General features: G+C 68.8%; 22 protein-coding genes, 1 other RNA gene and 2 pseudogenes. 6 read left to right on the top strand and 19 right to left on the bottom strand.

What is annotated here, in order from left to right:
• Positions 1–8 precede the first annotated feature (8 nt).
• From ACFX43_RS12680 to ACFX43_RS12720, 9 genes are all read right to left on the bottom strand, one after another.
• Positions 9–1,487, bottom strand: coding sequence for a glycoside hydrolase family 32 protein (locus ACFX43_RS12680; RefSeq protein WP_378821305.1), 1,479 nt, complete (start codon positions 1,485–1,487; stop codon positions 9–11).
• An 8-nt stretch (positions 1,488–1,495) separates the two neighbouring features.
• Positions 1,496–2,530 (bottom strand): LacI family DNA-binding transcriptional regulator, encoded by a 1,035-nt coding sequence (locus tag ACFX43_RS12685; RefSeq protein ID WP_378821307.1) that lies wholly within the window; start codon positions 2,528–2,530, stop codon positions 1,496–1,498.
• Positions 2,527–3,435, bottom strand: a complete 909-nt coding sequence (locus tag ACFX43_RS12690) for a carbohydrate ABC transporter permease (protein ID WP_378821310.1) — start codon at positions 3,433–3,435, stop codon at positions 2,527–2,529. Before ACFX43_RS12690 ends, ACFX43_RS12685 begins: the two co-directional genes overlap by 4 nt.
• Entirely contained in the window at positions 3,432–4,313 is an 882-nt protein-coding gene (locus ACFX43_RS12695; RefSeq protein ID WP_378821315.1) for a carbohydrate ABC transporter permease, read from the bottom strand. The genes ACFX43_RS12690 and ACFX43_RS12695 overlap by 4 nt, the downstream gene beginning before the upstream one ends.
• 70 nt (positions 4,314–4,383) lie before the next feature.
• The gene (locus ACFX43_RS12700; protein WP_378821317.1) at positions 4,384–5,721 is read right to left on the bottom strand and encodes an ABC transporter substrate-binding protein; all 1,338 of its coding nucleotides are present in this window, start codon (positions 5,719–5,721) and stop codon (positions 4,384–4,386) included.
• A gap of 65 nt (positions 5,722–5,786) precedes the next feature.
• The gene (locus ACFX43_RS12705; protein WP_378821320.1) at positions 5,787–7,268 is read right to left on the bottom strand and encodes a family 43 glycosylhydrolase; all 1,482 of its coding nucleotides are present in this window, start codon (positions 7,266–7,268) and stop codon (positions 5,787–5,789) included.
• Between the two features lie 194 nt (positions 7,269–7,462).
• On the bottom strand, positions 7,463–10,618 hold the full coding sequence (locus tag ACFX43_RS12710; protein ID WP_378821322.1) for an MMPL family transporter: 3,156 nt from the start codon (positions 10,616–10,618) through the stop codon (positions 7,463–7,465).
• Between the two features lie 201 nt (positions 10,619–10,819).
• Positions 10,820–11,184, bottom strand: an RNA gene (gene rnpB / locus ACFX43_RS12715) — RNase P RNA component class A.
• Positions 11,185–11,198: 14 nt separating this feature from the next.
• Positions 11,199–11,390, bottom strand: coding sequence for a DUF1918 domain-containing protein (locus tag ACFX43_RS12720; RefSeq protein WP_378821324.1), 192 nt, complete (start codon positions 11,388–11,390; stop codon positions 11,199–11,201).
• A gap of 88 nt (positions 11,391–11,478) precedes the next feature.
• Here ACFX43_RS12720 and ACFX43_RS12725 point away from each other — a divergent pair, with 88 nt between their 5' ends.
• On the top strand, positions 11,479–11,904 hold the full coding sequence (locus ACFX43_RS12725; protein ID WP_378821326.1) for a tetratricopeptide repeat protein: 426 nt from the start codon (positions 11,479–11,481) through the stop codon (positions 11,902–11,904).
• Between the two features lie 53 nt (positions 11,905–11,957).
• Positions 11,958–12,269 (top strand): 4a-hydroxytetrahydrobiopterin dehydratase, encoded by a 312-nt coding sequence (locus ACFX43_RS12730; protein WP_378821329.1) that lies wholly within the window; start codon positions 11,958–11,960, stop codon positions 12,267–12,269.
• A 6-nt stretch (positions 12,270–12,275) separates the two neighbouring features.
• Here the strand turns inward: ACFX43_RS12730 and ACFX43_RS12735 are convergent, their stop codons facing one another.
• Genes ACFX43_RS12735 through ACFX43_RS12745 form a run of 3 tightly spaced genes read right to left on the bottom strand, consistent with a single transcriptional unit; the run spans position 12,276 to position 15,456 of the window.
• Positions 12,276–13,025 carry a transglutaminase N-terminal domain-containing protein gene (locus tag ACFX43_RS12735; RefSeq protein WP_378821332.1) on the bottom strand — a complete coding sequence of 250 codons (750 nt, stop codon included), beginning with the start codon at positions 13,023–13,025 and terminating at the stop codon, positions 12,276–12,278.
• 14 nt (positions 13,026–13,039) lie between these two features.
• A complete protein-coding gene (locus ACFX43_RS12740) occupies positions 13,040–13,972 on the bottom strand; it encodes an alpha-E domain-containing protein (RefSeq protein ID WP_378821334.1) in 933 nt (310 codons plus the stop codon).
• Positions 13,972–15,456 carry a circularly permuted type 2 ATP-grasp protein gene (locus ACFX43_RS12745; protein ID WP_378821337.1) on the bottom strand — a complete coding sequence of 495 codons (1,485 nt, stop codon included), beginning with the start codon at positions 15,454–15,456 and terminating at the stop codon, positions 13,972–13,974. The genes ACFX43_RS12740 and ACFX43_RS12745 overlap by 1 nt, the downstream gene beginning before the upstream one ends.
• A gap of 75 nt (positions 15,457–15,531) precedes the next feature.
• On the opposite strand from ACFX43_RS12745, the gene ACFX43_RS12750 reads away from it, so the two are divergent.
• Positions 15,532–15,741, top strand: a complete 210-nt coding sequence (locus ACFX43_RS12750) for a hypothetical protein (RefSeq protein WP_378821340.1) — start codon at positions 15,532–15,534, stop codon at positions 15,739–15,741.
• Between the two features lie 3 nt (positions 15,742–15,744).
• Here the strand turns inward: ACFX43_RS12750 and ACFX43_RS12755 are convergent, their stop codons facing one another.
• Positions 15,745–16,956, bottom strand: a complete 1,212-nt coding sequence (locus ACFX43_RS12755) for a PQQ-dependent sugar dehydrogenase (RefSeq protein WP_378821343.1) — start codon at positions 16,954–16,956, stop codon at positions 15,745–15,747.
• A gap of 46 nt (positions 16,957–17,002) precedes the next feature.
• On the opposite strand from ACFX43_RS12755, the gene ACFX43_RS12760 reads away from it, so the two are divergent.
• Positions 17,003–17,647, top strand: coding sequence for an ion channel (locus ACFX43_RS12760; RefSeq protein ID WP_378821346.1), 645 nt, complete (start codon positions 17,003–17,005; stop codon positions 17,645–17,647).
• Here ACFX43_RS12760 and ACFX43_RS12765 read toward each other — a convergent pair.
• The 4 genes and pseudogenes from ACFX43_RS12765 to ACFX43_RS12780 all read right to left on the bottom strand — a co-directional run bounded on the left by ACFX43_RS12765 (position 17,587) and on the right by ACFX43_RS12780 (position 20,267).
• Positions 17,587–17,937 (bottom strand): hypothetical protein, encoded by a 351-nt coding sequence (locus ACFX43_RS12765; protein WP_378821349.1) that lies wholly within the window; start codon positions 17,935–17,937, stop codon positions 17,587–17,589. The two genes, ACFX43_RS12760 and ACFX43_RS12765, sit on opposite strands and share 61 nt — an antisense overlap.
• A gap of 411 nt (positions 17,938–18,348) precedes the next feature.
• Positions 18,349–18,486, bottom strand: a pseudogene (locus tag ACFX43_RS12770) (carboxyl transferase domain-containing protein); the annotation flags it as partial.
• A 6-nt stretch (positions 18,487–18,492) separates the two neighbouring features.
• Positions 18,493–19,293: pseudogene (locus ACFX43_RS12775) on the bottom strand (acyl-CoA thioesterase); the annotation flags it as partial.
• Between the two features lie 14 nt (positions 19,294–19,307).
• On the bottom strand, positions 19,308–20,267 hold the full coding sequence (locus ACFX43_RS12780) for a proteasome assembly chaperone family protein (protein WP_378821352.1): 960 nt from the start codon (positions 20,265–20,267) through the stop codon (positions 19,308–19,310).
• Between the two features lie 310 nt (positions 20,268–20,577).
• Here ACFX43_RS12780 and ACFX43_RS12785 point away from each other — a divergent pair, with 310 nt between their 5' ends.
• Both ACFX43_RS12785 and ACFX43_RS12790 read left to right on the top strand, forming a co-directional pair.
• Positions 20,578–21,777, top strand: a complete 1,200-nt coding sequence (locus ACFX43_RS12785; RefSeq protein ID WP_350658645.1) for an acetyl-CoA C-acyltransferase — start codon at positions 20,578–20,580, stop codon at positions 21,775–21,777.
• Complete coding sequence (locus tag ACFX43_RS12790; protein ID WP_378821354.1) at positions 21,774–23,867, top strand: 3-hydroxyacyl-CoA dehydrogenase NAD-binding domain-containing protein; 2,094 nt, start codon at positions 21,774–21,776, stop codon at positions 23,865–23,867. Before ACFX43_RS12785 ends, ACFX43_RS12790 begins: the two co-directional genes overlap by 4 nt.
• Before the next feature lie 90 nt (positions 23,868–23,957).
• Here ACFX43_RS12790 and ACFX43_RS12795 read toward each other — a convergent pair whose 3' ends face one another.
• Both ACFX43_RS12795 and dxs read right to left on the bottom strand, forming a co-directional pair.
• Entirely contained in the window at positions 23,958–24,179 is a 222-nt protein-coding gene (locus ACFX43_RS12795; RefSeq protein ID WP_378821357.1) for a hypothetical protein, read from the bottom strand.
• Between the two features lie 148 nt (positions 24,180–24,327).
• Complete coding sequence (gene dxs / locus ACFX43_RS12800; protein WP_378821360.1) at positions 24,328–26,226, bottom strand: 1-deoxy-D-xylulose-5-phosphate synthase; 1,899 nt, start codon at positions 26,224–26,226, stop codon at positions 24,328–24,330.

Below are 26,226 nucleotides of genomic sequence, written 5' to 3' on the forward strand. Positions count from 1 at the left end.
GGCTGTTGTCACAGTGCGGTTGCGGGGTGATCCTGCGGAGCGTGGAGTGGTGTCGCGGCCGGGTCGGGTATCGACTCGTCGCTCGCGACGTCGACAGCGGTGTACGCGACCGCTCCCCGGCGCTCGGTGCAGACGGTCGCGACGATGGGTCCGCGGCCGAGCGGGACAAGGTTCGAGACTGTCGCCTCGCCGTGGTTCGCGAAGATCTCGAGCAGCGGTCCGTCGAGGCTGAGAAGCAGCTGGACCGGGCCTCCGGTCGCCACCTCGGTGACGCTTGTCGAGGGAAAGTCGACATGCACCGCCTCGGCCGCGGAACCACGGCGGGTGACCCTGAGCGTCCCTCCCGAGTGCTCCAGCTCGACACATGCGTCGGCATCACCGTGCAGCCGCACGCTGAGATTCCCTGTGGTGGCCGGATCCCACCGCAGGTCGAGCACGCTGTGACCGCTGAGAGAGAGTTCGACCGGCTGCTCGGCGATGACCACCGTGGCCCGCGCCGCGTGGGTGAGCTGCTCGAGAAGGAACGCGGGAGGTCGCTGGACGAGCCGAGGTCGACCCCGGACGGTGTGCAGGGCGAGTTGTCGCGGCAGCGACATCGCGCCCTTCCACGGTGTGGAGGGAAATGCTTCTGCGTAACGCCAGTTGCTCATCCAGCCGACCATGATGGCGGCGCCTTGTGGGGCGTTGTCGAAGGTGACCCCTGCGTAGAAGTCGCGGCCGCTGTCGAGGCGGACGAGCTCTGCGGAGTCTGTCGTGAACCTGGTCCCGTCGAAGCGGCCGACGACGTAGCTCATCGAGGAACCATCGCGATCCGCGTCGTCGCCGACCGGGTTGGTACTGAGGATCAGGACCCAGCGCATGTCATCGGGATCGCCGTCGAGCGGCAGCGGGACGAGATCCGGGCACTCCCAGACGACGCCGGTCGGGCCCAACGGCCCGAAGGCGCTTGCGTGCTCCCACGAGCGGAGGTCGTCCGAGGTGTAGAAGTGGACCTGGCGGTCCTCTGCCTCGACCGCGAGCAGGATCCAGCGAAGCCGTCCCGCTTCGTCGGTGTAGCGGATGACCTTCGGATCTCGGAATGCACTCGTGCCGCGGTCGAGCACCGGGTTGTCGACGTCGAGCTCCCAGGTGAAACCGCCGTCGTTACTGGTCGCTCGCGATTGGGCCTGACGGCCATCTGCGTAGGCGCTGGTGTAGTACGCAGTCAGCTCGGTGCCGTCCTCAGCCGGGGTCGAGACGATCGAGCCCGAGAAGATCTGCTCGCCGTCGCGGAACCGGAGTGCGACCGGGTGTTCGGTCCAGTGCTGCAGGTCGCTGCTGGTCGCGTGTCCCCAGCTCGTGTTTCCCCACTCGGAGCCCTCGGGGTTGAACTGGTAGAAGAGGTGCCAGCGGCCGCGGTCGTGAACGAGTCCGTTGGGGTCGTTCATCCAGTTGCGCTGCGGGGTGAAGTGGAAGGTCGGCCTGGGCACGACGGGCACGTCGGACATCGCTCTCCTCAGATCGACTGGCGTGGGACAGACGGGCATGTGACGCGCATCAGCTGCTCGCCGGTGGACGACTCGATGCCGAGGAGCACCCGGACGCCGGCAGCGCCGAGGTCGTAGTGCGGAAGCGCGACGGTCGACAGTGGTGGGCGCAGGTGAGCGGCGATGACGTCCTGGTTGTCGAACCCGATGACTGCGATGTCGCCCGGGATGCTCAGCCCGTGTTCGCGCAGCCCGTCGTAGAGGCCCATTGCCACGCGGTCGTTGTGGCAGAAGACGGCTGTCGCCTTCGACTCGACGATTCGGGGTGCGGTGGCGTACCCGCCCTCCTGGGCAGGTTCGGCCGGGAACACGAGGGATTCGTCGAAGTCGATGCCGGCCGCCTCCAGAGCGCTGCGGTATCCGGCGAGTCGACCGCTCTGGGCCGGCGAAGGTGTCGTCGTGTTGATGAAAGCGATCCGGCGATGGCCCGCGGCCAGCAGTTCCTCAGTCGCCGTCCTGCCGCCCTGCTCCTCGTCCGGCACCACGGCGGGCAGTCCGCTGCCCTCGGCGAAGCAGTCGACGAGCACGGTGTCGGTCTGGTGCAACATCTCGGGCACGACGATCTCCCGGTGGTACCAGGTCGAGTAGAGGATGCCCTGCACCTGGTGCTCGAGCATCATCGCGATGGCCTCGTTCTCGGCTGCTTCGTTGCCGTCGGTGTTGGCGACGAGCAGGACGTAGCCGTGGGCCCAGGCCTCATCCTGCGCGCCGTGGATGATCTGGCCGGCGAACGGGGTGGTCGCGATCGCGTCCGCGACGAGGCCGATGAATCGTGAGCCGCCACGTGACAAGGTCTTGGCCAGGGCGTTGGGCCGGTAGCCGAGTGCTGTGACCGCCTCCTGCACCCTGCGCCTGGCCTCATCGCCGATACGCGCCCCCGCCTTGTTGTTGACGACGTGGGACACGGTCGCGACCGATACGCCGGCGGCCTTGGCGACGTCCCGCATCGTCACGCTCGAGCCGATCTTGTTGGGGTCTGCCTTGCCGGGTTCGGGGGTGCTCATCCCTTGGTCGCCCCGCTCTCGAGGCCCTGGATCATCGCCTTGTTGAGGACGAGGAAGACCAGTAGCAGCGGCGTCACGGTCACGCAGACGGCTGCGAACGTGGCAGTCCAGTCGGTGTTGCCCATTGCCCCGATGTAGTTCTGCAGACCGAGCGGGATGGTCTTGAGCCCGTCGGAGAGCACGAAGGTGTTCGCGAAGATGAAGTCGTTCCAGATGAAGATGCTGTTCACGAGTACGACGGTAATGATCGTGTTCGCGGAGAGCGGGAAGGTGATCTGCGCGAAGATCCGGTACGGCCCGGCGCCGTCGAGCGACGCGGCCTCGTACAGCTCGCGGGGGATGTACTCGTAGAACGACGAGAACAGGTAGACGGCCATCGGCAGCGAGAAGGCGGCCAGCGGGATGATCATCGACAGATGGGTGTCGAGGAGCCCGATCCGGGAGTAGTCGATGAACAGCGGCACCAGTGCGATCTGCACCGGCACGACGATGCCGAGCAGGAACAAGGAGCGTACGAAGCCGCTGAACCGGAACCCGAGCACCTGCAGGGCGTACGCGGCCATCATTCCCGCGATGACGATCAGCAGGCTCGCCCCGGCTGTGACGATGAAGCTGTTGAGGATGTTCAGCCACAGGTTGCCGGTCGCGAAGGCTCGTGTGTAGTTGTCCAGGGTGTAGTCCGAGGGCAGCGCGAACGGGCTGCCACCGGTGAAGTCCGCGGCGGTGCGAAAGCTTGTCAGGAAGAGCCACAGCAGCGGGTAGACCTGCACGATGACGATGAGCACGATCGTGAGCGTGAGCAGCGCGCGTTGCAGACGGAGCCTTGGCGGTCGTGCCGCCGCGCGGGCATTGGGCGGTGTCGGCACGGTGGCCTCCGACGGTCGGGTGAGCACGGGCGTGGTCACGAGTCGTCCCTTCGACGAAGCAGCAGGAAGATGAGGCCGACCGCGATCAGGCACTCCACGACGATGAAGACGGAGATCGCACTGGCATAGCCGTAGTCGGTGTGCACGAAGGCGGTCTTGTACATGTACGTCGTGAGCAGCTCGGAGGATTGGCCCGGGCCGCCGTTCGTCAGCAGGTAGGGGATGTCGAACCCGCGCAGCGCGAAGGTCGTCGCCATGACCGTGGTCGTGATCCACACCGGGCGGATGTAGGGGAACCGGATACGCCAGAACGTCTGCCACCAGGACGCGCCGTCGAGTCGCGCTGCCTCCTCGAGCTCGCGGGGCACGGCGATCAGTGCTGCGTACACGATGAGCATGTAGAGCCCGGTGAAGCGCCAGCCCTCAGGAACGGAGACGGCTGCGAGAACCGTGTTCACGTTCGAGAGCCAGGCGGTCTGGGCGCCGTCGAGGCCGATCCAGGCGAGCAGCTGGTTGAGCGGGCCGACCGGGTCGTAGGAGTAGATCCGCTGGAAGAGGAAGGCGATCGCGACCGTCGAGATGACCGCAGGGAGCAGGTAGAGGGTCTTCACCAGCTCCCGGGCCCGTGGCAGCGCCGTCAGGAGCGCCGCGACGGCGAGGGCGCCGCCGAGCTGCAGCACCAGGCAGATCACCAGGTAGCCGAGTGCGTTGCCGAACGCCGTCCAGAAGACGTCGTCGCGGGCGAACATCTTGACGTAGTTGTCGAGGCCGACGAACTTCATCTCCGTGATGCCGTCCCAGCTGAACAGGCTGAGGAACAGGGACTGAACGATCGGAAGCAGCACCGCGACGCCGTACAGCAGCAGCGGAGGGATCAGGAAGACGGCCACCGAGAGCCGAGACCGACGCGGAAGCATCGATGTCGCCACTGGGCTCCGGCGTCGGCGCGGACCCGAACGGCCCGCGCCGGGCCTGGCTTGCGCGAGGTCAGCCATCGCTGTTCTCCGCCAGGGTCGCGTCCATCGTCGCGATGAACTCGTCCGGCTTGATGTCGCCCTGGACGAGCAGCGTCAGCTCCTGCTGCAGACGCGTGTTCGTGGCGGGGTCGAGCTGGGTGTCCCAGGGCATCGCGCTGTCGGCGCCGACCTCGTCGGCCTGCTTCACGGCCTTGGGGTAGAGGTCGGTCGCGTTCTCGGGGATCGAGGTCTCGACATTCGTGGTGGGGGAGAGCGCACCAGTCGAGGCGTACATCTCCGGGTAGCGCTCGAGGGCGTAGGCGAGGAAGTCGCGCACCAGCGGGTCATAGGTCTGCGCGTTGACCGCCATGCCGATGCCTGAGGGCGTGACGTACGCGTTGTCGTCGGTGACGGCGCCGTCGACCGTCGGCAGGGTGAAGTAGTCGACCGATTCACGCACCGCCGGGTCGAGCGCCTCCGTCGCGAGATTGGCGAGCTCCCAGGTCCCGATGTTGTAGATCGCGGCCTTCCCCGACGTGAACATGCCCTGCGCGTCTGCGTACCCGGTCGAGGAGAAGTCCTTCTGGAAGCATCCGGCCTGACCCAGCTCGTAGAGCCACTCGGCTGCGGCTCGGCCGGCGGGGTCGGCGAACTTCGCATCACCGTTCTTGAGCTCCTGGACGTACTCCGGTCCGGCCATCCGGAACGGGTAGTAGGCCAGGTAGCGTTCCAGGGGCCACTGGTCCTGCCCGTCGAGCGCGATCGGGGTGACACCTGCGGCTCGCAGGTCCTTGCACAGCTGGGGGAAGTCGTCGAGCGTCTCGGGAACCTTGACGTTCGCGCGCTCGAGGAGCGCGGAGTTGTACCAGAAGAACTCCAGCTGGAACTCGAACGGCACCATGTAGAGGGAGCCGTCGTCGAACCGCTGGTAGTTGAGCGCTGCCTCGCGGTAGTCGTCGGCAAGGCCGAGGTCCTTCAGCAGCAGGTCGACGTCGAGCATGCGGCCCTGGTCGGCGAGCTTCTGGGCGAACGGCGTCGCATCGGTGTCGAACAGCTCGGGCAGCTTGTTGGCTGCGGCGAGCGTCTCGTACTTCTGGATGTAGGAGGGACGGTCGGGGGTCGTGATCAGGTTGAGGGAGAACCCCGGGTGGTCCTTGGCGTACTCCTCGGCGATCTGCTCCATCGCCGTGATCACCCCGCCATCGGCCGGGCGCGAGAGCAGCCAGGAGATCTCGCGAGGCTCGACCTTGCCCTCGGGATCGATGTCGGTGGGGTCCGCGCTGCCAGCTGTGCCCGAGCAGCTGGTGAGCGCGAGCGCGGCGGCGGTCAGGGCGGCACACAGAGCCGTCTTGGGGATGGTCATGGGCATTGTTGGTCTCCGTTGACTTGGTCGGAAATGGGCTTAGTCGGTAGGGCCGAACGGGGGAGAGGGGATCAGGTTGCGGCAGCGATCAGATCGTGGTTCGAGATGGTGGGCACAGGACCGCGCTCGGCGCGGGCGAACACGGTGAAGGTGTCGACGGTGACCGTGCCTTCGCCGGCGAAGACGCCTAGGTGGCCCGTCGGCCGGTCGTAGATTCGCGTGCTCAGCACCGTCGCGTTGTCGAGGGTCGCCACGCAGAGATCGCCGTCGACGATGACCTCGAGCTCGTGCGCCCCGGGCCCGATCCGGCAGGGACGCTCCAGCTCGAGTGCGAACGGTACGTCGCCGGAGATCTGCCACTGCTCGGTGCCGGTGCTCCGGCGCGGCCAGCGGTCGAGGACGAGACGGCCACGCTTCGGTTCTAGACGAAGCACGTAGCCTTCGTCTCCATCAGCACTCGCCCGCAGCAGCAGACCGCACTCGGTCGTGCCGTCGGCGATGTCGAACCTGACAACGGACCGGAAGGCGCTCGGGGTCTCGGCCGGGGTCACCTCGACCGCGTAGCCGTCAGGGGCGCTCAGGACGGTGCCCGCATCGATCCCGACACCGCCGATCTCGGCGTCGAACGTCTCGCGCAATGCAGCGGTCGGGTGGAACGCGAGGGTTCCGTCCTCGCGCTGGTCGGCCTCGAGCACCGACATCGTGCCGGCCCACTGCCACGCGCCGTCATCGCTGGATCCCTCTCGGGAGGCGATCCAGCCGAAGAAGAAGCGACGACCGTCGCGGCTCGCCGACTTGGCGGCGTAGAAGGCGCGTCCGTCGAGCGTGTCGTGCTCCGGGACGATCCACGGGCCGTGCTGGCTGCGCGACATGCGGTAGCGAGTGGTGAAGGCGTCGCTGAACTCGGAGTAGACGAGATACCACCACTCGCCCCACTGGAAGACCTCGGGGCACTCCATCGCGACGTATCGCTGAGGATCCCAGAAGGCCTCGGCCGGCTCCCAGTGCACCAGATCGCGTGAGAGGCACTGCGCGATCACGCCGCGTCGCCGCGCCGGTCCCTTCGCGTGGCGTGCGGTGATCAGCATCCGCCACAGCTGGGCTTCGTCGTCCCAGAAGACGAAGGGGTCGCGCCAGTCGCCGGTCTCGTAGCCGTCGGTGGCGCCGAACGTCTCGTCCGGATGCCGCTGCCAGGTGTGCATGCCGTCGCGGCTCGTGGCGTGCATGACCAACTGCAGCGGCCGACCATCTGCGCCCGTGTTGGCGGGGTTCTGACCGGTGTAGAAGGCGTGATGGGTGCCATCCGGACCGAGCACGATGCTGCCGGTGTAGATGTTGAAGTCAGCGGCCGAGGGACCGTTCGATGCGATGGCTTCGCCGAGCTCGCGGAAGCCGACGAGATCCTCGGTCACCACCCGGTGCCAGGGCATGCCGTCGGCGGGAGTCCGGCGAGTCTCGTGCAGGTAGAAGAGGTGGAAGACCCCGTCCTCCTGCCAAGGGATCACATCGCCTACCCAGGCGTCCCGTGGTCGGTAGAAACCCTGCTGACTCATGCCACCTCATCCGTTGGTTAACCGGTTACGCAGGAATCGTAGATGTGACGCGCCTCACTGGTCAAGCGGTTAACCAAGTTAACCAGATTGTCCCGTCGCCGCGGTCCACGGCCCTGGCCGCCGACGGCGCGTAATCTGTCCCGCTCCCAGTCGGTGCGAGGCAAACCCATGGAAGAACCGACGCCGGACGCCGGTCACCGCTCGGACGACACCCCAGTGCCTTTGTCGCCCCGGTGACGGGGCGACGTCTCCGGGACGTCCGAAGTCCCGGCCGGCGGCGCCGGCTCGCCCTCGATCGAGATGTGGGGGAGGACCTTGTCGAGCCATCGGGGCAGCCACCAGGCCGCGCGTCCGAAGATCACGAGCGCTGCCGGCGCAAGGGTGACCACGAGGATGCCCGCGAGGAGCACAGCGACGGAGAGGCCGACGCCGAACTGCTTGATCGTCGGGTCCAGGTCGAGGATGAAGCTGGCGAACACCGACGCCATGATGAGGGCCGCGGCCGTGGTGATCCGGGCGCTGGAGACCAGCCCCGAGTGGACCGCCTGCCGGGGTTCGGCCCCCTCGTGGACGTGCTGCTGGACGTGGCTGACGAGGAACACCTCGTAGTCCATCGAGAGCCCGAACAGGCCGGCGAACATCATCAGAGGTACGTAGCTGGCGATCGGCACCGTCGAGGACGCCGTGTCGATGCCGAGCAGGTCGATGCCCCAGCCCCACTGGAACGCGGCGGTCAGGACGCCGAACGCGGCGGCGGCCGAGAGCAGGTTGGTCACCGCCGCCTGGAGCGGGATGAGCAGCGATCGGAAGGCCACCATCAGCAGCAGGAAGCCGAGCAGGATGACGGTCCCGATGACGAGCAGCAGCCGGGCCGAGATGAGGGAGGCCAGGTCGACGTACGAGGCGGTGTAGCCACCGACGTACGACGTGACGCCCGTGCCCTCGTTCGTCTTCGGCAGCACGGAGTCGCGGACGTGTCCGACGAGGTCGGCGGTGTCGTCCGAGGCGGGGGAGGTCGTCGGCACGGCGGAGAGCAGGACGACGTCGCCCTTCTTGTTGATCTGCGGTGGGGTGAGGGTCGCGACCCCGTCGGTGTCCGAGAGACCTTTCTGCAGGTTCACCACGCGGAGATCGGTGCCGCGTGCGTCGCCGCCCGCCGCCGTCATCATCTGGGTGAGCTCGTCCTGCAGCTGCTCGGCCTCCTTCTGCTCCTGCTCGGCCTGTTGCTGCTCAGCCTTGAGATCGTCGGCCTTCTTCTGGAGCTCTGCCGCCTGCTGCTCCAACGTGTCCCCCTGCCGGCGCAGCGAGTCGGCCTGGGCCCGGAGCTCGTTGCCCTGCGCCTGCAGATCGTCGCCCTGGGCCTGCAGCGAGGCCGCCTGGCGCTCGAGCTCGGCCTTCTGCCGGGCGAGCGAGTCGGCCTGCCGTTGCAGCGCGTCGGCCTGCTGCTGGAGGCGCTGTGCCTGCGCCTGCAGCCGGCGGGCCTGCCGAGCGAGGCTGCGTGCCTCCTTCTCCAGCGGCGCGAGCTTCTTCTGGACGGCGGCCTGCTCGGCCTCCACCGCGTCGAGGCGGGCCTGCAACCGTTCCACCCGGGCCTCGTCGCCTGCGCGCTCGGCGCGGGCGATGCGACGTTCCAGGACGCGCTCGCGGACCCGGAGGCGTACGAGCTCCCGGACGAGCGGCCGGGCCTGCATCGCCAGCCGTCTCGCCTCGCGTCGCAGCTGGTCCCGGCGTGCCTCGAGGCGTGCCTGCTCGGCCTCGAGCTTCCGCTGCTCGGCGCGGAGCCGGTCGGCCTGCCGCTCGAGGTCCGCCTGCTGCCCGCGCAGCGCGTCGGCCTGCTGCTCGAGGGTGGCCTGCTGCGCCTGCAGCTGTGCGCTCTCTCGTTCCAGGGACGCCTGCTCGGCCTCGAGCTGTGCCTGCTCGGCTTCGAGCTGTGCCTGCTCGTCCTCGAGCTGCTGTTGCTGTTTGGGCAGCTCCTTCTGCTTGTTCTCGAGGTCGGACTTGAGCGACATCGCCTTGTCGTACTTCTGGGTGTACTCGTCGCTCGGGGCCGCGGGCGGGTCGAGGGACGAGGCGACCTGCAGCGGACCGTTGTAGCCGACGCCCAGGCCCGCGCTGATCAGGTCGTACGCCTGCCGCTCGGTCGTCTCCTTCGAGGTGGCGCCGACGTCCTCCTGGCCGAGCTCGAGGCTGAGCACCGGGATGATGAGCGGCACCAGGGCCGCGAGCGAGACGCCCGCGACCCCCCACGGGTGGCGGTGGACGACCCCGGCCCACCGCGCCCACAGGCCCCGGTCGCGCCGTCGTCCCGGACGCATGAAGCCCGGCAGCGAGGCCCAGCGGATCCGGTGGCCCAGCAGTCCGAGGAATGCGGGCAGCAGGGTGATCGCCACCAGGACAGCGGCCACCACGGCCATCGCCGAGGCGTACCCGAGCGCGGAGACCAGTGGGATGCCGGCCACGCCCAGCGCGAGGAGGGCCACCACGACGGTGCAGCCGGCGAAGACGATGGCGCTGCCGGAGGTCGCCACCGCGTGCGCGATCGACTCGCGGATCGGCATCCCGTCGCGCAGCTGGTCCTGGTGGCGGGTGATCAGGAAGAGGGCGTAGTCGATGCCCACGCCCAGGCCGATCATGGTGGCCAGGGTCGGCCCCGCGGACGGGATCGCGAGGAGATGGCCGACCAGACCGACGCTGGCCAGGGCGACGCCGAGCCCGACGACGGCGGTGATGATCGGCAGCCCCATCGCCACCAGGCTCCCGAGCACGAGGCTGAGGATGATCATCGCGGCGATGATCCCGACGACCTCGCTGGTCCTGGACTCGTCGGTAGACAGCGTCGAGCCGATCGAGCCGCCGGCCGCGGTTGTGATGCCCGCGTCCTGTGCAGGGTGGGTGGCGTCCAGGACGTTGCCTGCGATCTCCTCTGTCAGGTCGCTTGACCCGACGTCCATCAGCACCGGCGCGAACGCCGTTCGACCGTCCTTCGACAGCAGGCCGGCGGTCTGTCCGTCGCTGCTCAGCGGGTTGGTGACGGTGTGGACGTGCGGCTGCTTGCCGATCTCCTTCACCGCGTCGCCGACGGCCTGCTTGTTGGCGGAGTCGGTCAGCTTCCCCTTGCTCACGTGGAAGACGATCGGGTTGACGCCGTTCTGCTGGGGCGGGAACCGGTCGGAGAGCAGGTCCTTCGCCTCCTGGCTGCCGGTGTCGGGCAGTGCGAGGTCGTTGCTGGTCTTGGCGCCGAGGGTCGAGACGGCCATGACCACGGTGACGAGCACCAGGACCCAGGCGCCGATGACGAGGAGGCTGTGCCGGGCACAGAAGCCACCGAGCCGGCCGAGGAGACCTGCCACGACGCTGCTCCCTTCTGTGGCCTCGTCGCATGAGCCGCGGGGTGCGTGTGCTGCCCATGGACCGTAGCGGGATCTCGTGACAGGGGAGGAGGGCCGATATGCAGGTTCCCCGGAATCGGGGACCGCATCCACGGCGACGGGGTTGCCGTGGAGCACGGCAACGTCCCCTGAACCGCGTTTCGGCAGTTCAGAGGTGGGAAGCGGACGGGCTGGCCTGTAAGCCGGGTTCTGTAGTCGGCGACCATCCATCTCGGGCCATCGTTGCCGATGGCCTCTAGCAACCTACCCGCGCACTCGGGCGGACCGCCCTCCCAGTGAACTAACACCGTCGTACGCTGTCTGGTCTTGCTCCGGGTGGGGTTTACCTAGCTCCTCGTGTCACCACGAGGACTGGTGGGCTCTTACCCCACCGTTTCACCCTTACCGCTACCTGGAGGGTAGAGGCGGTCTGTTCTCTGTGGCACTGTCCCGCGGGTCACCCCGGGTGGCCGTTAGCCACCACCCTGTCCTGTGGAGCCCGGACTTTCCTCGACGTATCTCTACGACGCGATCGCCCGGCCAGCCCGTCCGCATGAAAAGTCTAGTGCGAGGCGGGCTCGATGTGGGCATCCGGACCGGGGAAGACGAGCGACTCGTGGTCGCTGTCGCTCCAGCGTACGAGGTAGGGCGGGCTGCCGTCGGGGTGGCTGACCTCGATGATCTCGGCCTCTCGCGTGTGGTCGCCGACGTGTGGGCCCATGACGACGAGGTGGTCACCTACTGATGCATGCATGCGCGTTCACCTCCTAACCGTCACAATGGTGCTCCCAGAGCGGGTGCGGATGGAATACCGCGTGGGGGTATCACGTTCGGAGGGTGTGATGACGGAGAACGAAGAGTTCGAGTACGTAGCCCCGGCTGTCGTCTTCCCGGGCCAGACCTCGCACGAGGTGGCCTACCGGACGGCCCATGACCTGCTCTCGCGGCGCTTCCCGGTGGAGGCGCTGGAGATCTTGGAGCCGGCGCTGGCCGACGACCCCGACAACTTCGGGCTGCGCAGCATGCGGGCCTGGGCCTACATGCTGCGGGCTCAGCTCGCCAAGGCCGAGGCCGAGCTGCGCTGGCTGGTCGAGCGCGACCCGAGCGACGCCTGGAGCCAGCACTCGCTGGGTCGCGTCCTGGAGCGCCAGGACCGGCTCGAGGACGCGCTCGGCCCGCTGCGCCTGGCGGCCGTGATGAGCGACGACTACGACCATCACGCAGCCGTCTACCGCGTACGCAACCGGCTCGCGCAGCGTCAGGAGTGAGCCCAGCGGTGACCCGGATGACGCGGCGACCTCGGCGGTGGCAGGGTGGGGGTATGGAACCTGACACCACGACCCTCAACGCCGAGCAGGTCGCCCAGGAGCAGCTGGATGGCTGGACGTTCGACACGAGCGGCGAGGCCGACAGCATCGTCGCCCGCGTGGACACCGGTGACTTCATCACCGGTCTCGCGCTGGTCAACGCGATCGGGGCGAAGGCCGAGGAGGCCAACCACCACCCCGACATCGACCTGCGCTACCCGTACGTCGAGATCCGGCTCACCAGCCACGACGCCGGTGGCGTCACCAGCCGTGACATCGCGCTGGCGAAGGTCATCAATGGCCTCGCGGCCGAGTCCTCGCTCTGAGCGAGCCTAGGCGAGCCGGGTCATCTCGACGGTGACCTCGACCGCCGGCTCCTCGGGGCCCGAGTAGATCCCGCCCAGCGGCTTGACGTCGGTGTGGTCACGACCTGTGGCCACACCGACGTAGGCGTCTCCGGGCTCGGTGCCGGTGGCCGGGTCGATGCCGTGCCACCCGTTGTCCCACCACTCCACCCAGGAGTGGGCGCCGCCGGGGTAGACATAGCCGGAGACGTAGCGGGCCGGGATCCCGACCGTACGCAGCGCCCCGAGCAGCTGGTGGGCGGCATCCGGTGCCGGCGCCGACCCACCCGCGACCGCCCGGGCGATCTCGACCGCGGCCTCACCCGGAAGCGCCGCGGAGGCAGCAATGGTCTTGGCCCGGGTCGTGAGCTCCTCGTCGGGCACCACCAGCGACGGCAGGGCGAGGAACTCGATGAACCGGTCCGCGACCCCGGGCAGAGCGGCCTCCTCCCAGGTGAGCACCGGCGCGGCCCCGGGCTTCCGGTCGACCCGGACGGTGCTGGTCGCGGAGACCTTCAGGGCCCGATGCGCCTCGAGCACCTCGATCGCGGTGACCTCGTTGCCGAAGTAGTCCTTGTACTCATACGTCCACGGCTTGGGCGAGACGTCGATCCGGTGATGGACCACGATCTGGTCGGGCGTGGTCAGGGGAGTCAGCCGCGCCTGGTTGTAGGAGGCGACCGCCGGTCCGTCGTAGGCGAACGTCGTGGTGTGCACGATGCGGAACTGCATGCTCATCTCGATCAGACTCCTCAGACCGGCTGCCAGGCCAGCGCCTCGGCGCCGGCGAAGTAGCGCTTGGTGACCGCCTCGGTGGCCTCGGCGCAGGTGACCTGGAGCCGCTCCATCTCGGCGGGCAGGTCCGCCAGCAGATCGTGGAGCGAGCGATACTCCAGCGAGGCCCGCATCCGGCCGATCAGCCGATGGGCCTCGTCGGTGAAGCCGGCGCGGCGGGTCGTCCCCTCCAGGGTGTCCAGGGCCCCCTCGGCCCGCTGCAGCGCGTGCACCACCGAGCGCGGGAAGATCCGGTCCAGCAGCAGGAACTCCGCAGCCGCCTGCTCGGTCTCGACCCCCTTGTTGACCCGCAGGAACGCGTCGTACGCCCCACATGCGCGCAGCGTCGAGTTCCACTGCGACGCCCCGCCGGCGGCCGAGGTCAGCGACGTCGTCGCGACCAGCCGCGAGGTCATGTCGGCGCGCTCGACGTAGCGCCCGAGCATCAGGAACTGCCAGGACTCGTCACGCATCATCGTGGCGTCGGCGGTGCCGTTGATCTGGGCCACCCGGTCGCGCACCCAGCCGAAGATGAACGGGGCCCGCATGTGTTTGAACTGACCGGCCGGGATCGCCCGGTAGGTGGTGTTGAGCGCCTCCCACAACGGCACCGAGAGCGTCTCCCGAGCGCCGCGGGCCGACTCCCTGGCCGCGCCGAGCGCGTAGGCCATCGAGGTCGGTGCGGTCGTGTCGTACGCCAGCATGTCCAGCATCTGCGGCAGCCCGACCTTCTCCTCCTCGGAGAGCTCGATGCCCATCACCGCGAGCAGCGAGCGGCAGGCGGTCTCCTCGTCGGTGGCGGCGTCCTCGAGGATGTGCTGGGTCTGTACGTCGAGGATGCGCGCGGTGTCCTCGGCGCGCTCCACATAACGCCCGATCCAGAACATCGACTCGGCGATGCGACTCAGCATCACGCAACCCCCTGCGTTTGAGACTGACTCCGCCTGTGTGGCCGAGAGGACGTCGGTCCGGCGAGCACCCAGGTGTCCTTCGAGCCGCCGCCACGGGAGCTGTTCACGATCAGCTCGCCTTCTGCGAGCGCCACCCGAGTCAGGCCACCGGGAAGAACCCAGACCTTGTCGCCATCATTGACCGCGAACGGCCTCAGGTCCACATGCCGCGCCCCGAGATCGCCATCGGTGAAGGTCGGGACGGTCGAGAGCTGCACCACCGGCTGTGCGATCCAGGAGCGGGGGTCGTCCAGGATCTTGCCGCGCAGCACGTCCAGCTCGCGCGCGGAGGCTGCCGGCCCGATCACGATCCCCTTGCCGCCCGAGCCGTCGACCGGCTTGAGCACGAGCTCGTCGAGCCGGTCGAGGACCTCCTCGCGCGAGGAGGCGTCGCCCATCCGCCAGGTGTCGACGTTGCGGATCACCGGGTCCTCACCGAGGTAGTAGCGGATGATGTCGGGCATGTAGGTGTAGACGAGCTTGTCGTCGGCGACCCCGTTGCCGACCGCGTTGGCCAGCGTCACGTTGCCCATCCGGGCGGCGTCGATCAGCCCGACGCAGCCGAGCATCGAGTCGGGCCGGAAGTGCACCGGATCGAGAAACTCGTCGTCGATGCGCCGGTAGATGACGTGCACCGGGGCCAGCCCCTTGGTCGTACGCATCAGCACCTGCCCGTTGCGGCAGGCCAGGTCGCGCCCCTCGACGAGCTCGACCCCCATGGTTCGGGCCAGCAGCGCGTGCTCGAAGTAGGCGCCGTTGTAGACCCCCGGGGTCAGCACGACCACGGTCGGGTCCGCGACGCCGGCGGGAGCGGCCGCGCGCAGTGCGGCGAGAAGCTTCTGCGGGTAGTTGGCCACCGGCCGGATCCGGTGCTCGGCGATCGTCTCCGGGAGCGCGGCCGAGATCGCGCGACGGTTGGTCATGACGTACGAGACACCCGACGGCACCCGCACGTTGTCCTCCAGCACGCGGAACTCGCCGGCGTTGTCACGGACCAGGTCGATGCCCGAGACCTGGACGCGTACGCCGTTGGGCGGGTGCACCCCTGCGGCAGCGCGGTGGTAGTGGCTGGAGGTGGTGATCACCTCGCGCGGTATCACCCCGTCGTCGAAGACCTTGCCCTCGTCGTAGACGTCGGCGAGGAACAGCTCCAGCGCCTTGACCCGCTGCTGGACGCCCTTGTCGATCGTCGCCCAGGCGTCTCGCTCGATGACCCTCGGCACGATGTCGAGCGGGAAGGCCCGCTCCTCGCCGCCGATGTCGAAGGTGACGCCCTGGTCGAGATAGCTGGCCTGCATCGCCTCGACCCGGCTGATCAGCTCCGACGCGCTGAGCCGGCGCAGCGAATCACCGAGCCGTTGATAAGGGGGCCGGAGCTCGCTGCCGACGAACATCTCGTCATAGGCCGGATCCCGAGTCTCGTAGGCGTCGAACATCTGGCTCATGGAGGCAACCTACTGAAATCCGTGTAACAGCGCTGTTGCCCACGCGAACATCTCGCGCAACGGTAAGTTGGAGGCATGAGCGACGAGCACGCGGGCGAGTACTACTACTGCCTCAAGCACAAGACCGTCGAGCCGTACGAGGGCTGCAAGGCCAAGGACCGTCTCGGCCCCTACGCCTCCCATGCCGAGGCATCCCGGGCGCTGGAGCACGTGCAGGAGAACAACGAGCGCTGGGACAAGGAAGACAAGGCCTGGGAGGGCGACGCGGGCACCGAGGACAGGTGATCCTCAGCGCGGAGTGACCCGGAGCAGCTGGTCGCCGCCGCCGTTGTCGGTGGTGACCAGCAGGTCGCCGTCGGCGGCCAGCGAGACCGTACGCAGCCGCCCGTAGTCCCGCATGACCTCGGGTGAGCTGTCGTCGGTGAGCTTGCCGGACTCGTCGAAGGAGAGGATCCGCAGCTCCTGGTCCTTGAGCACCGCGACCGCGAGTGCCCCGCCGTAGGCGCCCCAACGGTCCTGGACCGGGATGAAGGTGCCGCCACCGGTGGCGACGGTCGGGTTGCCGGATTCCCAGGCCGCCTCGACCTGCTCTCCGGGCAGGTCCTGGTCGGTCATCGGCACCGACTCGTCGTAGCCCGCACCGGGGTTCCAGCCGTAGTCGCTGCCGAGGGTGATCTCGTTGACCTCGTCGTCGCGGTCCGGCCCGTGCTCCATCGACCAGATCGTGCCGTCTGCTCGCTCTGCCAGACCCTGCACGTTGCGGTGGCCGAACGAGGTGATGTAGCGCCGCGGCCCCTGGTCACCGGCCCACGGGTTGCCGGGCCACGGCTTGCCGGTCTGCGGGTCGAGCCGGAGCGTCTTGCCGCCCAGGGAGTCGAGGCTGCGCGGGTTCTCCTCGTTGGCGGCGTCGCCGGTGCCGACCCACAGCGCACCGTCGGCGCTGATCAGCAGCCGGCAGCCACCATGGCGCCCGGAGCTGGTGGGGAAGCCGTCGATCAGCGTCCGCTCCTGGGTGGCCCTGGTCAGGCCGGCGTCGAGGGTCCAGGAGATGACGCGTACGTCCTCGCCGTCGTTCCAGCCCTGGCAGGTGTAGATGCGCCGGTTCTCGGCGAAGCCGGGGTCGATCTCGAGGCCCATCAGCCCGGTCTCGCCGGAGACCCAGATGTCGTTGTCCTCGAGGGGGATCTCGCGCCGATTGCCGCCCTCGATCAGCGACAGGACGGCCCGGTCGCGCTCGGTGACCAGGAACCGGTCCTCGCCGATGTCGGCGACGTCCCAGGGATGGTCGAGCTCGTCGTTGACCACCTCGACGTCGAGCTCCGGGACCCGGTCGGACGTCGGCAGCACAGCCGCAGGGGCCGATGAGGAGGCGCTCGCTGAGGCGCTCGGCGAGCCCGACGGGTTCAGCGGTGGGGGAGTGGAGGCGGGATTGGAGTCTCCGGCGCATGCGGCGGTCGAGAGCCCGAGAGCGATCACGGAGGCGAGGGCGATGGCACGCATGGTGCCGACGGTACTGGTCGGGTGGGCTCTAGGGTGTCCGGTTGTGATGAACGTGATCAGGGCGATGCGCGAACACCCCTCCGCCGTACTCCTGCTCGGACAGGTGGTGGCGATCCTGGCCTACCCCTACCTCGACGGTTCGACCGCCGGCCGCGCTGCACTGGGCGTGCTGCAGCTGCTGCTCCTGCTGGCAGCGGTTGCGGCGGTGCGCATGACCCCAGCCTTCTCCTGGGCTGCCATCATCTTCGGCGGACCGGCGACGATCTTCGCGGTGTGGGAGTCCGTCGCGCCGAACGAAGGCTGGGTCGTGCTGACCTCGGCCTTCTTCCACGTCCCGTTCTACCTGTTCGTCTCCTACGCGATGATCCGCTATCTCTTCCACGACGACGTGGTGACCCGCGACGAGCTCTTCGCCACCGGTGCGGCGTTCACCGTGGTGGCCTGGGCCTTCGCCTATCTCTACGCCGCGGTGCAGGTGATCTGGCCCGGCTCCTTCGGCGACCACCGGCAGTGGTTCGACCTGCTCTACCTCTCCTTCACGACGCTGACCTCGGTCGGCCTCTCCGACATCGTGCCCGTGCTCCCCAACGCCCGCTCGGTGGTGATGATCGAGCAGATCGCCGGGGTCTTCTACGTCGCCATGGTCGTCGCCCGCCTGGTCGGGCTGGCGGCCGCCAGGGCGCGACGCTGAACCGTTCTCCACAGGATGGACTGAATACGGTGGCGGCAGACCTGACTTCGTCGCAGCGTGGGGTGCATGACGGAAGCGAAGTCACCGCGGGCGCCGCGCCGGCGCAGCGGCCGCTGGGTGAGTCTCGGGTCCGGGGTTCGGCTCGCGAGCGACGTCGGTGAGGAGACTCCGGCCTGGGCCAGGATGCGGGCCTGGGCGGAGCGGCTGCCGGACGGCACGGTCTTCACCGGGTTGACCGCGGCGGAGGCGTACGAGCTCTGGCTGCCGCCGCTGGCTCCGGACCGTCCCATCGAGATCTCGGTCCCGAGTGGGGTACGGGTGCGTCGGCCGCAGGTGGATGTCACCCGCCACCCGCTGCCCCCGCACAGTCACGGGATCGACGGCGTACGAATCGCGACGGTCGCCGAGACCGTGCTCGCCGCGGCTCCCCGCCTCGGGCTGCTGGACCTGGTCGTGATGGTCGACGGCGTGCTGCATGAGCGGGGTTGTACGCGCGAGGATCTCGAGGTCGTGGCGCGGGACCGCCGAGGCGGGCCGTGGTTGCGCGGAGCGCTCGCTCTGGCCGACGGCAGGTCGGAGTCGCCGTGGGAGTCGTTGCTCCGGATGCTGCACGAGGCGTGCGAGGTGCCGGTGCAGCCTCAGGTCGAGCTGTTCGACGACGCCGGTCGCTTCGTGGCGCGGGCCGCTGTGGGAGCAGGATCCGAGAAGTGGTCAATTTGGGCNCTCGCGTGGACGTTGCGTTTGAAGATCTCCCCATACAGCCCCAGGGACACCACGCCTTCTTGGATCCGGGCGCCGGCGCCCTCGTTGATCCCGATCAGCGGGGAACCGGTCNAGACCCGGCCGATGGACAGGCCACGGCCGCCGTAGGCCGAGGGGCTCTCCTGGTCGTAGAGCCACCACTCGTCGGCGCGGAAGGGTCGGTGGAACCAGATGGTGTGGTCGAGCGAGGCCATCTGGATGCCCTTGTGGTCCAGCGAGTGGGCGGCCAGGGAGGCGCCGAGCAGCGAGATGTCGGAGGCCCAGGTGAAGGCGCCACGCTGGATGTCGGGATCGTCGGGGAGCGAGGCGCCCAGCCGGATCCAGAGACGCTGCTGCGCCGGACGGGTCGGATCGGGCTCGATGCCGAGCAGCGAGTTGCCAACGGCACGCACCTCGACCGCCTCCCACTCGCGCGCCAGCGAGACGGCCTCCGGGCTGCCGGAGTCGGCCATCATCTTCAGGAAGTCGATGCACTTCTCGGGCGCCGGGACGGACGGCATCGCGTCCTGGTGCTCGAAGCCGGTCTCCTCACGCTGGAAGTTGGCGGTGAGGTAGTAGATGTCGCGCCCCTTCTGGCGCGCCCGGACCCGCCTGGTCTCGAAGGAGCGCCCGTCGCGGATCCGCTCGACGTCGTAGACGATCGGGTAGGACGGGTCACCCGGCAGCAGGAAGTAGGAGTGCATCGAGTGCACCGTGAAGGCCGGGTCGGCCGACCGCACCGCGGCCATCAGCGCCTGAGCGGCCACCTGGCCGCCGTAGGCGCGACCGCGCGAGTTGCGGGTGGTGGTGGCACCGTGGAAGAGGTCCTTGTCGATCTCGACCAGGTCGAGCACGCCTACCAGCTCTGCCACTGCCTGATCCGCCGCTACGGCGTCGGTCGTCATGCGTTGAGTTTCTCTCAATCCTTCTCAGGGTTGTCATCGGGGTCGGGACCGTTCAGCCCGGCCAGGAACTGCTCGAACTGCTCACCGAGCTCGTCACCGGTCGGCAGCGGCTCGTCGGGCGCCAGGAGCGAGCGTCCGGACTCCTCGCCGCGCTGGAAGGTGTCGTACTGCTGCTCGAGAGCGGCCACGACCTCCCGCACCTCGGCATTGTCCTCGATGTAGGAGGCGATCTCCTCCTCGCGGCGCTGCGCCTCGGCCTCCAGGTCGGAGACCGGGATCGTCAATCGGGCCGCGCGCTCGAGCTCCTCGACGAGCACGACCGCCGCGGCCGGGTAGTCGCTCTGGGCCAGGTAGTGCGGCATGTGCACCACGAAGCCACCCGCCGGGTGGCCCCACTCCCCCAGGCGTACTTCCACCAGAGCCTGAGCGGAGGCCGGGATCCGGATCTCGCCCTTCCAGGGGCTCTCCCAGACCTGGCCGGCGAGCTCCTGCGCGGGGTCGTTGGCGTGCCTTGTCGTGGTCAGCGGCCGGGTGTGCGGCACCGCCATCGGCACCGAGGCGAGTGCGATCACCTCGGTCACGCCGAGGCGCTCGATGACCTCGCGTACGGCGCCGGCGAAGGCCTCCCAGCGGTTGTCCGGCTCGGGGCCGTGCAGCAGGAGGTAGGGGTTGTCACCGGTGTCCTTGAGCAGCCGGACGACCAGCCGCGGCGCGTCGAAGGACTCGTAGTGGTCGCTGACGAACGAGATCGCCGGGCGGCGGGCCCGGTAGTCGTGGAGCTCGTCGACGTCGAAGGTCGCCACCACCGGCGCTCGCCTCGACGTCTGGATCAGATGGGCCGCGGCGCGCTCGGCGGCCTTGCCCGCGTCGAGGAAGCCGTCCAGGACGACCACCAGCGGCAGCTGGTCACCTCCGGCAAGGATGATCTCCTCGGGCAGGTCGTCGACGATGTGCACCAGTCGTGATCCGGCCATCGGTGTCTCCTCCCGTTGCGTACGGCCCTCGCGGACCTCGTCGTCGCTCGCCTCGCCAGGGATCGCGACCCTGGGGCTCAACCTTCTCAATACACGCTTCCACATGACGACAGCGCAGCATCCTGGACGCCCGCGTTATTCCCAAGCCGACGCGCGGAGACCGGCGACCCACCCTGCAACAGCCGGTGTGACCTCCCCCTCGGTGCGGCCGTTGTTACTAGCGGGTAATGTACTCGACGGGCACCACCCGTGCCCGCACCAACAGCGCCGCCAGGCGACAACCGACCGGCAACCCACATGGAGTGACACGGTGACCCGACAGCTGCGAGAAGTCGTCTTCGTCGACGGCGTACGCACACCTTTCGGCAAGGCCAAGGGCCAGTACGCCGAGACCCGCGCAGACGACCTGGTCGTCAAGCTCATCCGTGAGCTCACGCGCCGCAACCCCGAGCTTCCCCCCGAACGGATCGACGAGGTCGCCATCGCTGCGACCACGCAGATCGGCGACCAGGGCCTGACGATCGGCCGCACCGCCGGCCTGCTCGCCGGGCTCCCGCAGTCCGTCCCCGGCTACGCGATCGACCGGATGTGCGCCGGCGCGATGACCGCCGTCACCACCACCGCCGGCGGCATCGCCTTCGGTGCCTACGACGTCGTCATCGCCGGCGGTGTCGAGCACATGGGCCGCCACCCGATGGGTGAGGGCGTGGACCCCAACCCGCGGATCATCTCCGAGAAGCTCGTCGACCCCTCGGCGCTCGTCATGGGCAACACCGCCGAGAACGTCCACGACCGCTACCCGGCGATCACCAAGGAGCGCACCGACGCATTCGCCGTCCGCTCCCAGGAGCTGGCGGCCAAGGCGTACGCCGACGGCAAGATCCAGCCCGACCTGGTCCCCGTCGCCACCCGCTCCGCCGAGAACGGCTGGGGCCTGGCCACCACCGACGAGCCGATGCGTCCCGGCACCACCACCGAGGACCTGGCCAAGCTGAAGACCCCGTTCCGCCCGCACGGCCGCGTGACCGCGGGCAACGCGGCGGGCATCAACGACGGCGCGACCGCCTCGCTGCTGGCCTCCGAGGACGTCGCCCGCGAGCTCGGTCTGCCGATCAAGATGCGGCTGGTGTCGTACGCCTTCGCCGGCGTCGCCCCCGAGGTCATGGCCGTCGGCCCGATCCCCTCGACCGAGAAGGCGCTGGCCAAGGCCGGTCTCACGATCGACGACATCGAGGCGTTCGAGGTCAACGAGGCGTTCGCGATCCAGGTGCTCGCCTTCCTGGACCACTTCGGCATCGCCGAGGACGACGAGCGCGTGAACCCCTACGGCGGCGCGATCGCGTTCGGTCACCCGCTGGCCTCCTCCGGTGTGCGGCTGATGATCCAGCTCGCGCGCCAGTTCGAGGAGCGCCCCGAGGTCCGCTACGGCCTCACCACCATGTGCATCGGCCTGGGTATGGGCGGCACGGTCATCTGGGAGAACCCGAACTGGACTGGGGAGTCGAAGTGACTGACATCAACACCCTTCTCGCTGATGTCGAGAAGCTCTTCTCCGACGACGAGGTCGTGACCGCGGCCAAGCTGGCGAAGGTCAACCTGCCCTCAGGCAAGGTCCTCGGCCTGGTCACCCTCGACAACGGCCACGACCACACCCGGCCGAACACGTTTGGTCCGAAGTCGCTGGTCGAGCTCAACACGGCGTACGACGCGGCCTTGGCCGACCCCGAGATCGACGCGATCGCGGTGACCGGCAAGCCGTTCATCCTCGCGGCCGGTGCCGACCTGACCTCGCTGCAGGCGGGCGGCCCCGACGGGATCCGTACGATCGCCGAGCTCGGTCACGCGGTCTTCCGCAAGCTTGGCGACAGCGCCGACGGCGTCAAGAAGCCGTCCTTCGGCTTCATCAACGGGCTCGCGCTCGGTGGCGGCCTCGAGGTCGCACTGCATGCCGACTACCGCACGATCCAGGACTCGGTGCCGGCCGTCGGCCTGCCCGAGGTCATGCTCGGCCTGATCCCGGGCTGGGGCGGCGGCTACCTGCTGCCGAACCTGATCGGTCCGGCCAAGGCCGCCAAGGTCTTCATCGAGAACCCGCTCAACAACGGCAAGGTGCTCAAGGGCACCGAGGCCTTCGACCTCGGCATCGCGGACGCGATGTTCGGTGGCGCCGACTACCTCGAGCAGTCGCTGCTCTGGGCCGACGGCGTCCTGTCCGGTGACGTCACGGTCAACCGCGAGGAGATCGACCGGGGCGAGGCCTGGGACGAGGCCGCCAAGAACGCCGGCTTCTTCGCGTGGGCCAAGACCGGCGATGCCTCCCCGGCCGCCAAGAAGGCCGTCGAGCTGCTCACCCTGGCCAAGACGGCGACCCGCGACGAGGGCTTCGCGGCCGAGGACGACGCTCTCGTGGCGATGTCGAAGACCCCGCAGCTGCTCGCCTCGCTCTACTCCTTCGACCTGGTGCAGAAGCGCGCCAAGCGTCCCGCCGGCGCCCCCGACAAGGCGCTCGCGCAGAAGGTCACCAAGGTCGGCATCATCGGCGCCGGTCTGATGGCCTCGCAGTTCGCGCTGCTCTTCGTCCAGCGTCTCAAGGTGCCGGTCGTCATGGTCGACCTGGACCAGGAGCGTGCCGACAAGGGCGTGGCGTACGTCCACGCCGAGCTCGACAAGAAGCTCGCCAAGGGGCGTGCCTCGCAGGACGCGACCAACCGCCTCAAGGCGCTCGTGACGTCGTCGATCGACTACGCGGAGGCCTTCTCCGACGCCGACTTCATCATCGAGGCCGTCTTCGAGGAGATGGGGGTCAAGAAGACCGTCTTCGCCAACGCCGAGGCCGTCGCGCCGGAGACCGCGGTCTTCGCCACGAACACCTCGAGCCTCTCGATCACGGAGATGGCGGCCGACCTGAAGAACCCCGAGCGGGTCGTGGGCTTCCACTTCTTCAACCCGGTCGCGGTGATGCCGCTGCTGGAGATCATCCGCGGCGAGAAGACCTCCGACGCGGCCCTGGCCACGGCGTTCTCCGTCTCGAAGTCGCTGAAGAAGACCTCGATCCTGGTCAAGGACAGCCCGTCCTTCATCGTGAACCGGCTCCTGGGCCGCTTCATGGGCGAGGTCTCCAAGGTCGCCGACGAGGGCACCCCGATCGACGTCGTCGAGTCCGCCTTCGCCGGTGTCGCGCCGATGGGCCCGTTCGCGCTGATCGGCCTGGTCGGTCCGGCGATCGCGTACCACAACAACGAGACGCTCGCGAAGGCCTTCCCGGACCGGTTCTACCTCTCCGAGAACCTCCACCGGGTCGTCGAGGCCAAGAAGAGCTCCTTCTTCGGTCCTGACGGGCGCACCCTCGACCCTGAGGTCGAGGCGCTGCTCGTCTCCGGCGACGTGGTCAAGACCGCCGAGGAGGCCCGCCAGCAGTCGCTGGAGGCCATCGCCGACGAGATCGGCCGGATGCTCGAGGAGGGCGTCGCCCAGGCCGCCGAGGACATCGACCTGGCGATGATCACCGGTGCCGGCTTCCAGTTCTGGAACGGCGGCATCACCCAGCTCCTCGACCGCGAGGGCATCTCCGAGAAGGTCACCGGCAAGAAGTTCCACTGACCGAAGCAAGTCCGCCCCCGACCGATCTGATCGGTCGGGGGCGGTCCCATGCTGGGCCGGGGTCAGTCCCGGACGCACCTCAGCAGGGACTCAGGCCTTGTCGGTGGCCACCTTGCCGCCTCCGACCGCCGACTCCGGCGTGCCCATGTTCTGCCGCGTGCGGGGTCGCTGCTGGCGACCCGAGGCCTGCGCCGAGCCGCGCCGGCCCTCGATCCTCTTGCGGATCTGTTCGTCCGCCGCTCTGAGATCGAACGGCGCCGACATCTGCTCAGGTGACCAACGGAATTCGGCCACGAGGTCGTCATAGAGCATTGAATCCCCCGAGTGCTGTGTGGTGACGTTACCGAGGGCCCTCGTCGCCCCCGACGAACCCCACTCTAAGCCCAGACCGATCGATCTTCGCCAGGGGCTCGACGAGAGAGACCAACCCCGTAGGGTCAAGATTCGGCCCTTCAGGGCGTCAGAGGCTGACGTCTCGGGGCAGCGGGCTCGGGGTCAGAGCGCCCAGGCGCTCGATGGTGTCGAGCGCGACCGCCTGGGGGGTCAGGCCGATGCTCTCCAGGATCTTGGGACGCTTGGCGTGGTCGAGGAACTCCTGCGGGATGCCGTGGATCTTCACCGGGGTGCGTACGTCGGCGGCGGTCAGCGCCTGCAGGAAGGACGCGCCGACGCCGCCGGCGACACCGTTGTCCTCGATGGTGACGACCAGGCTGTGGTCGGCGGCCGCCTCGATGAGGGCCGGGTCGATCGGCTTGACCCAACGCGGGTCGACGACGGTGACGCCGATGCCCTGGGCGGTGAGCCGCTCGGCGACGCCCACGGCGACCTCGGCCATGGAGCCGACGCCGACGACCAGGACGTCCTTGGTGCCGTTGCGGACGAGCACGTCGGCCTCGCCGAGCTTGGCGATGGTGGGGATGTCCTCGGGCGGCGGGCCCTTCGGGAAGCGTACGACGGTGGGCGCGTCGTCGACCTCGACGGCCTCGTCGAGCAGCTCGTTGAGGCGAGCGATGTCACGCGGCGCGGCCAGTCGGAGCCCGGGGACGACCTGGAGGAGCGACATGTCCCACATGCCGTTGTGGGAGGCGCCGTCGTCGCCGGTCACGCCGGAGCGGTCGAGGACGAACGTCACCCCGGCCCGGTGCAGGGCGCAGTCCATCAGCACCTGGTCGAAGGCGCGGTTGAGGAAGGTCGCGTAGACCGCGAAGACCGGGTGCAGGCCACCCATCGCCAGGCCGGCGGCCGAGGTGGCGGCGTGCTGCTCGGCGATGCCGACGTCGAAGGTGCGCTCGGGAAACCTGGCCTGGAACGCGTCGAGGCCGACCGGGTGCATCATCGCCGCGGTGATCGCGACGATGTCCTGACGACTGTCTCCCAGCCGCACCATCGCGTCGGAGAAGTGGTCGGTCCAGATCCGGCCCTTGGGCTTCTCCGCGCCGGTCTGGACGTCGAAGGGACCCGGCGAGTGGAACTGGTCGGCCTCGTGGCGCTCGGCCGGGTCGTAGCCGTAGCCCTTGCGGGTGATCGCGTGCACGATCACCGGACCGCCGAACCGCTTGGCCGAGGTCAGCGCCTGCTCGACGGCGTGGCGGTCGTGGCCGTCGACGGGGCCGACGTACTTCAGGCCGAGGTCCTCGAACAGGCCCTGGGGCGCGACCGCGTCCTTGAGCCCCTTCTTCACCGCGTGCAGCGCGTCGTAGGCCATCGCGCCGATCCCGGGCACCGCGTTGAGGCGGCGCTTGACCATGTCGAGGAGGAGCTCGTAGCGAGGATTCGTACGCAGCGAGGTCAGCGCCGTGGCCAGGCCACCGATGGTCGGGGTGTAGGAGCGGCCGTTGTCGTTGACCACGATGACCAGCTTGGAGTCGTGCTGGATCGCGATGTTGTTGAGCGCCTCCCAGGCCATCCCGCCGGTCAGCGCGCCGTCGCCGATCACCGCGACGACGTGGCGGTCCTCGCCGCGGATCGTGTAGGCCTTGGCCAGCCCGTCGGCGTAGGAGAGCGCGGTGGAGGCGTGGGAGTTCTCGACCACGTCGTGGTCGGACTCGGACTGGCTCGGGTAGCCGCTCATCCCGCCCTCGCGGCGCAGCGTGCCGAAGTCGCCGGCCCGGCCGGTGACGAGCTTGTGGACGTAGGACTGGTGGCCGGTGTCGAAGACGATCTTGTCACGCGGGCTGTCGAAGACCCGGTGCATGGCCAGGGTCAGCTCGACCACGCCGAGGTTCGGCCCCAGGTGGCCGGTGTTGGTGGCCACGGTCCGGATCATCAGGTCCCGGATCTCGCTCGCGAGGAGCTCGAGCTGGTCATCGGAGAGATCACGAAGATCCTGCGGCGCGGCGATGCGTTCGAGGAGACCCAT

Source organism: Nocardioides sp. YIM B13467, assembly GCF_042788075.1.
Taxonomy (GTDB): Bacteria; Actinomycetota; Actinomycetes; order Propionibacteriales; family Nocardioidaceae; genus Nocardioides.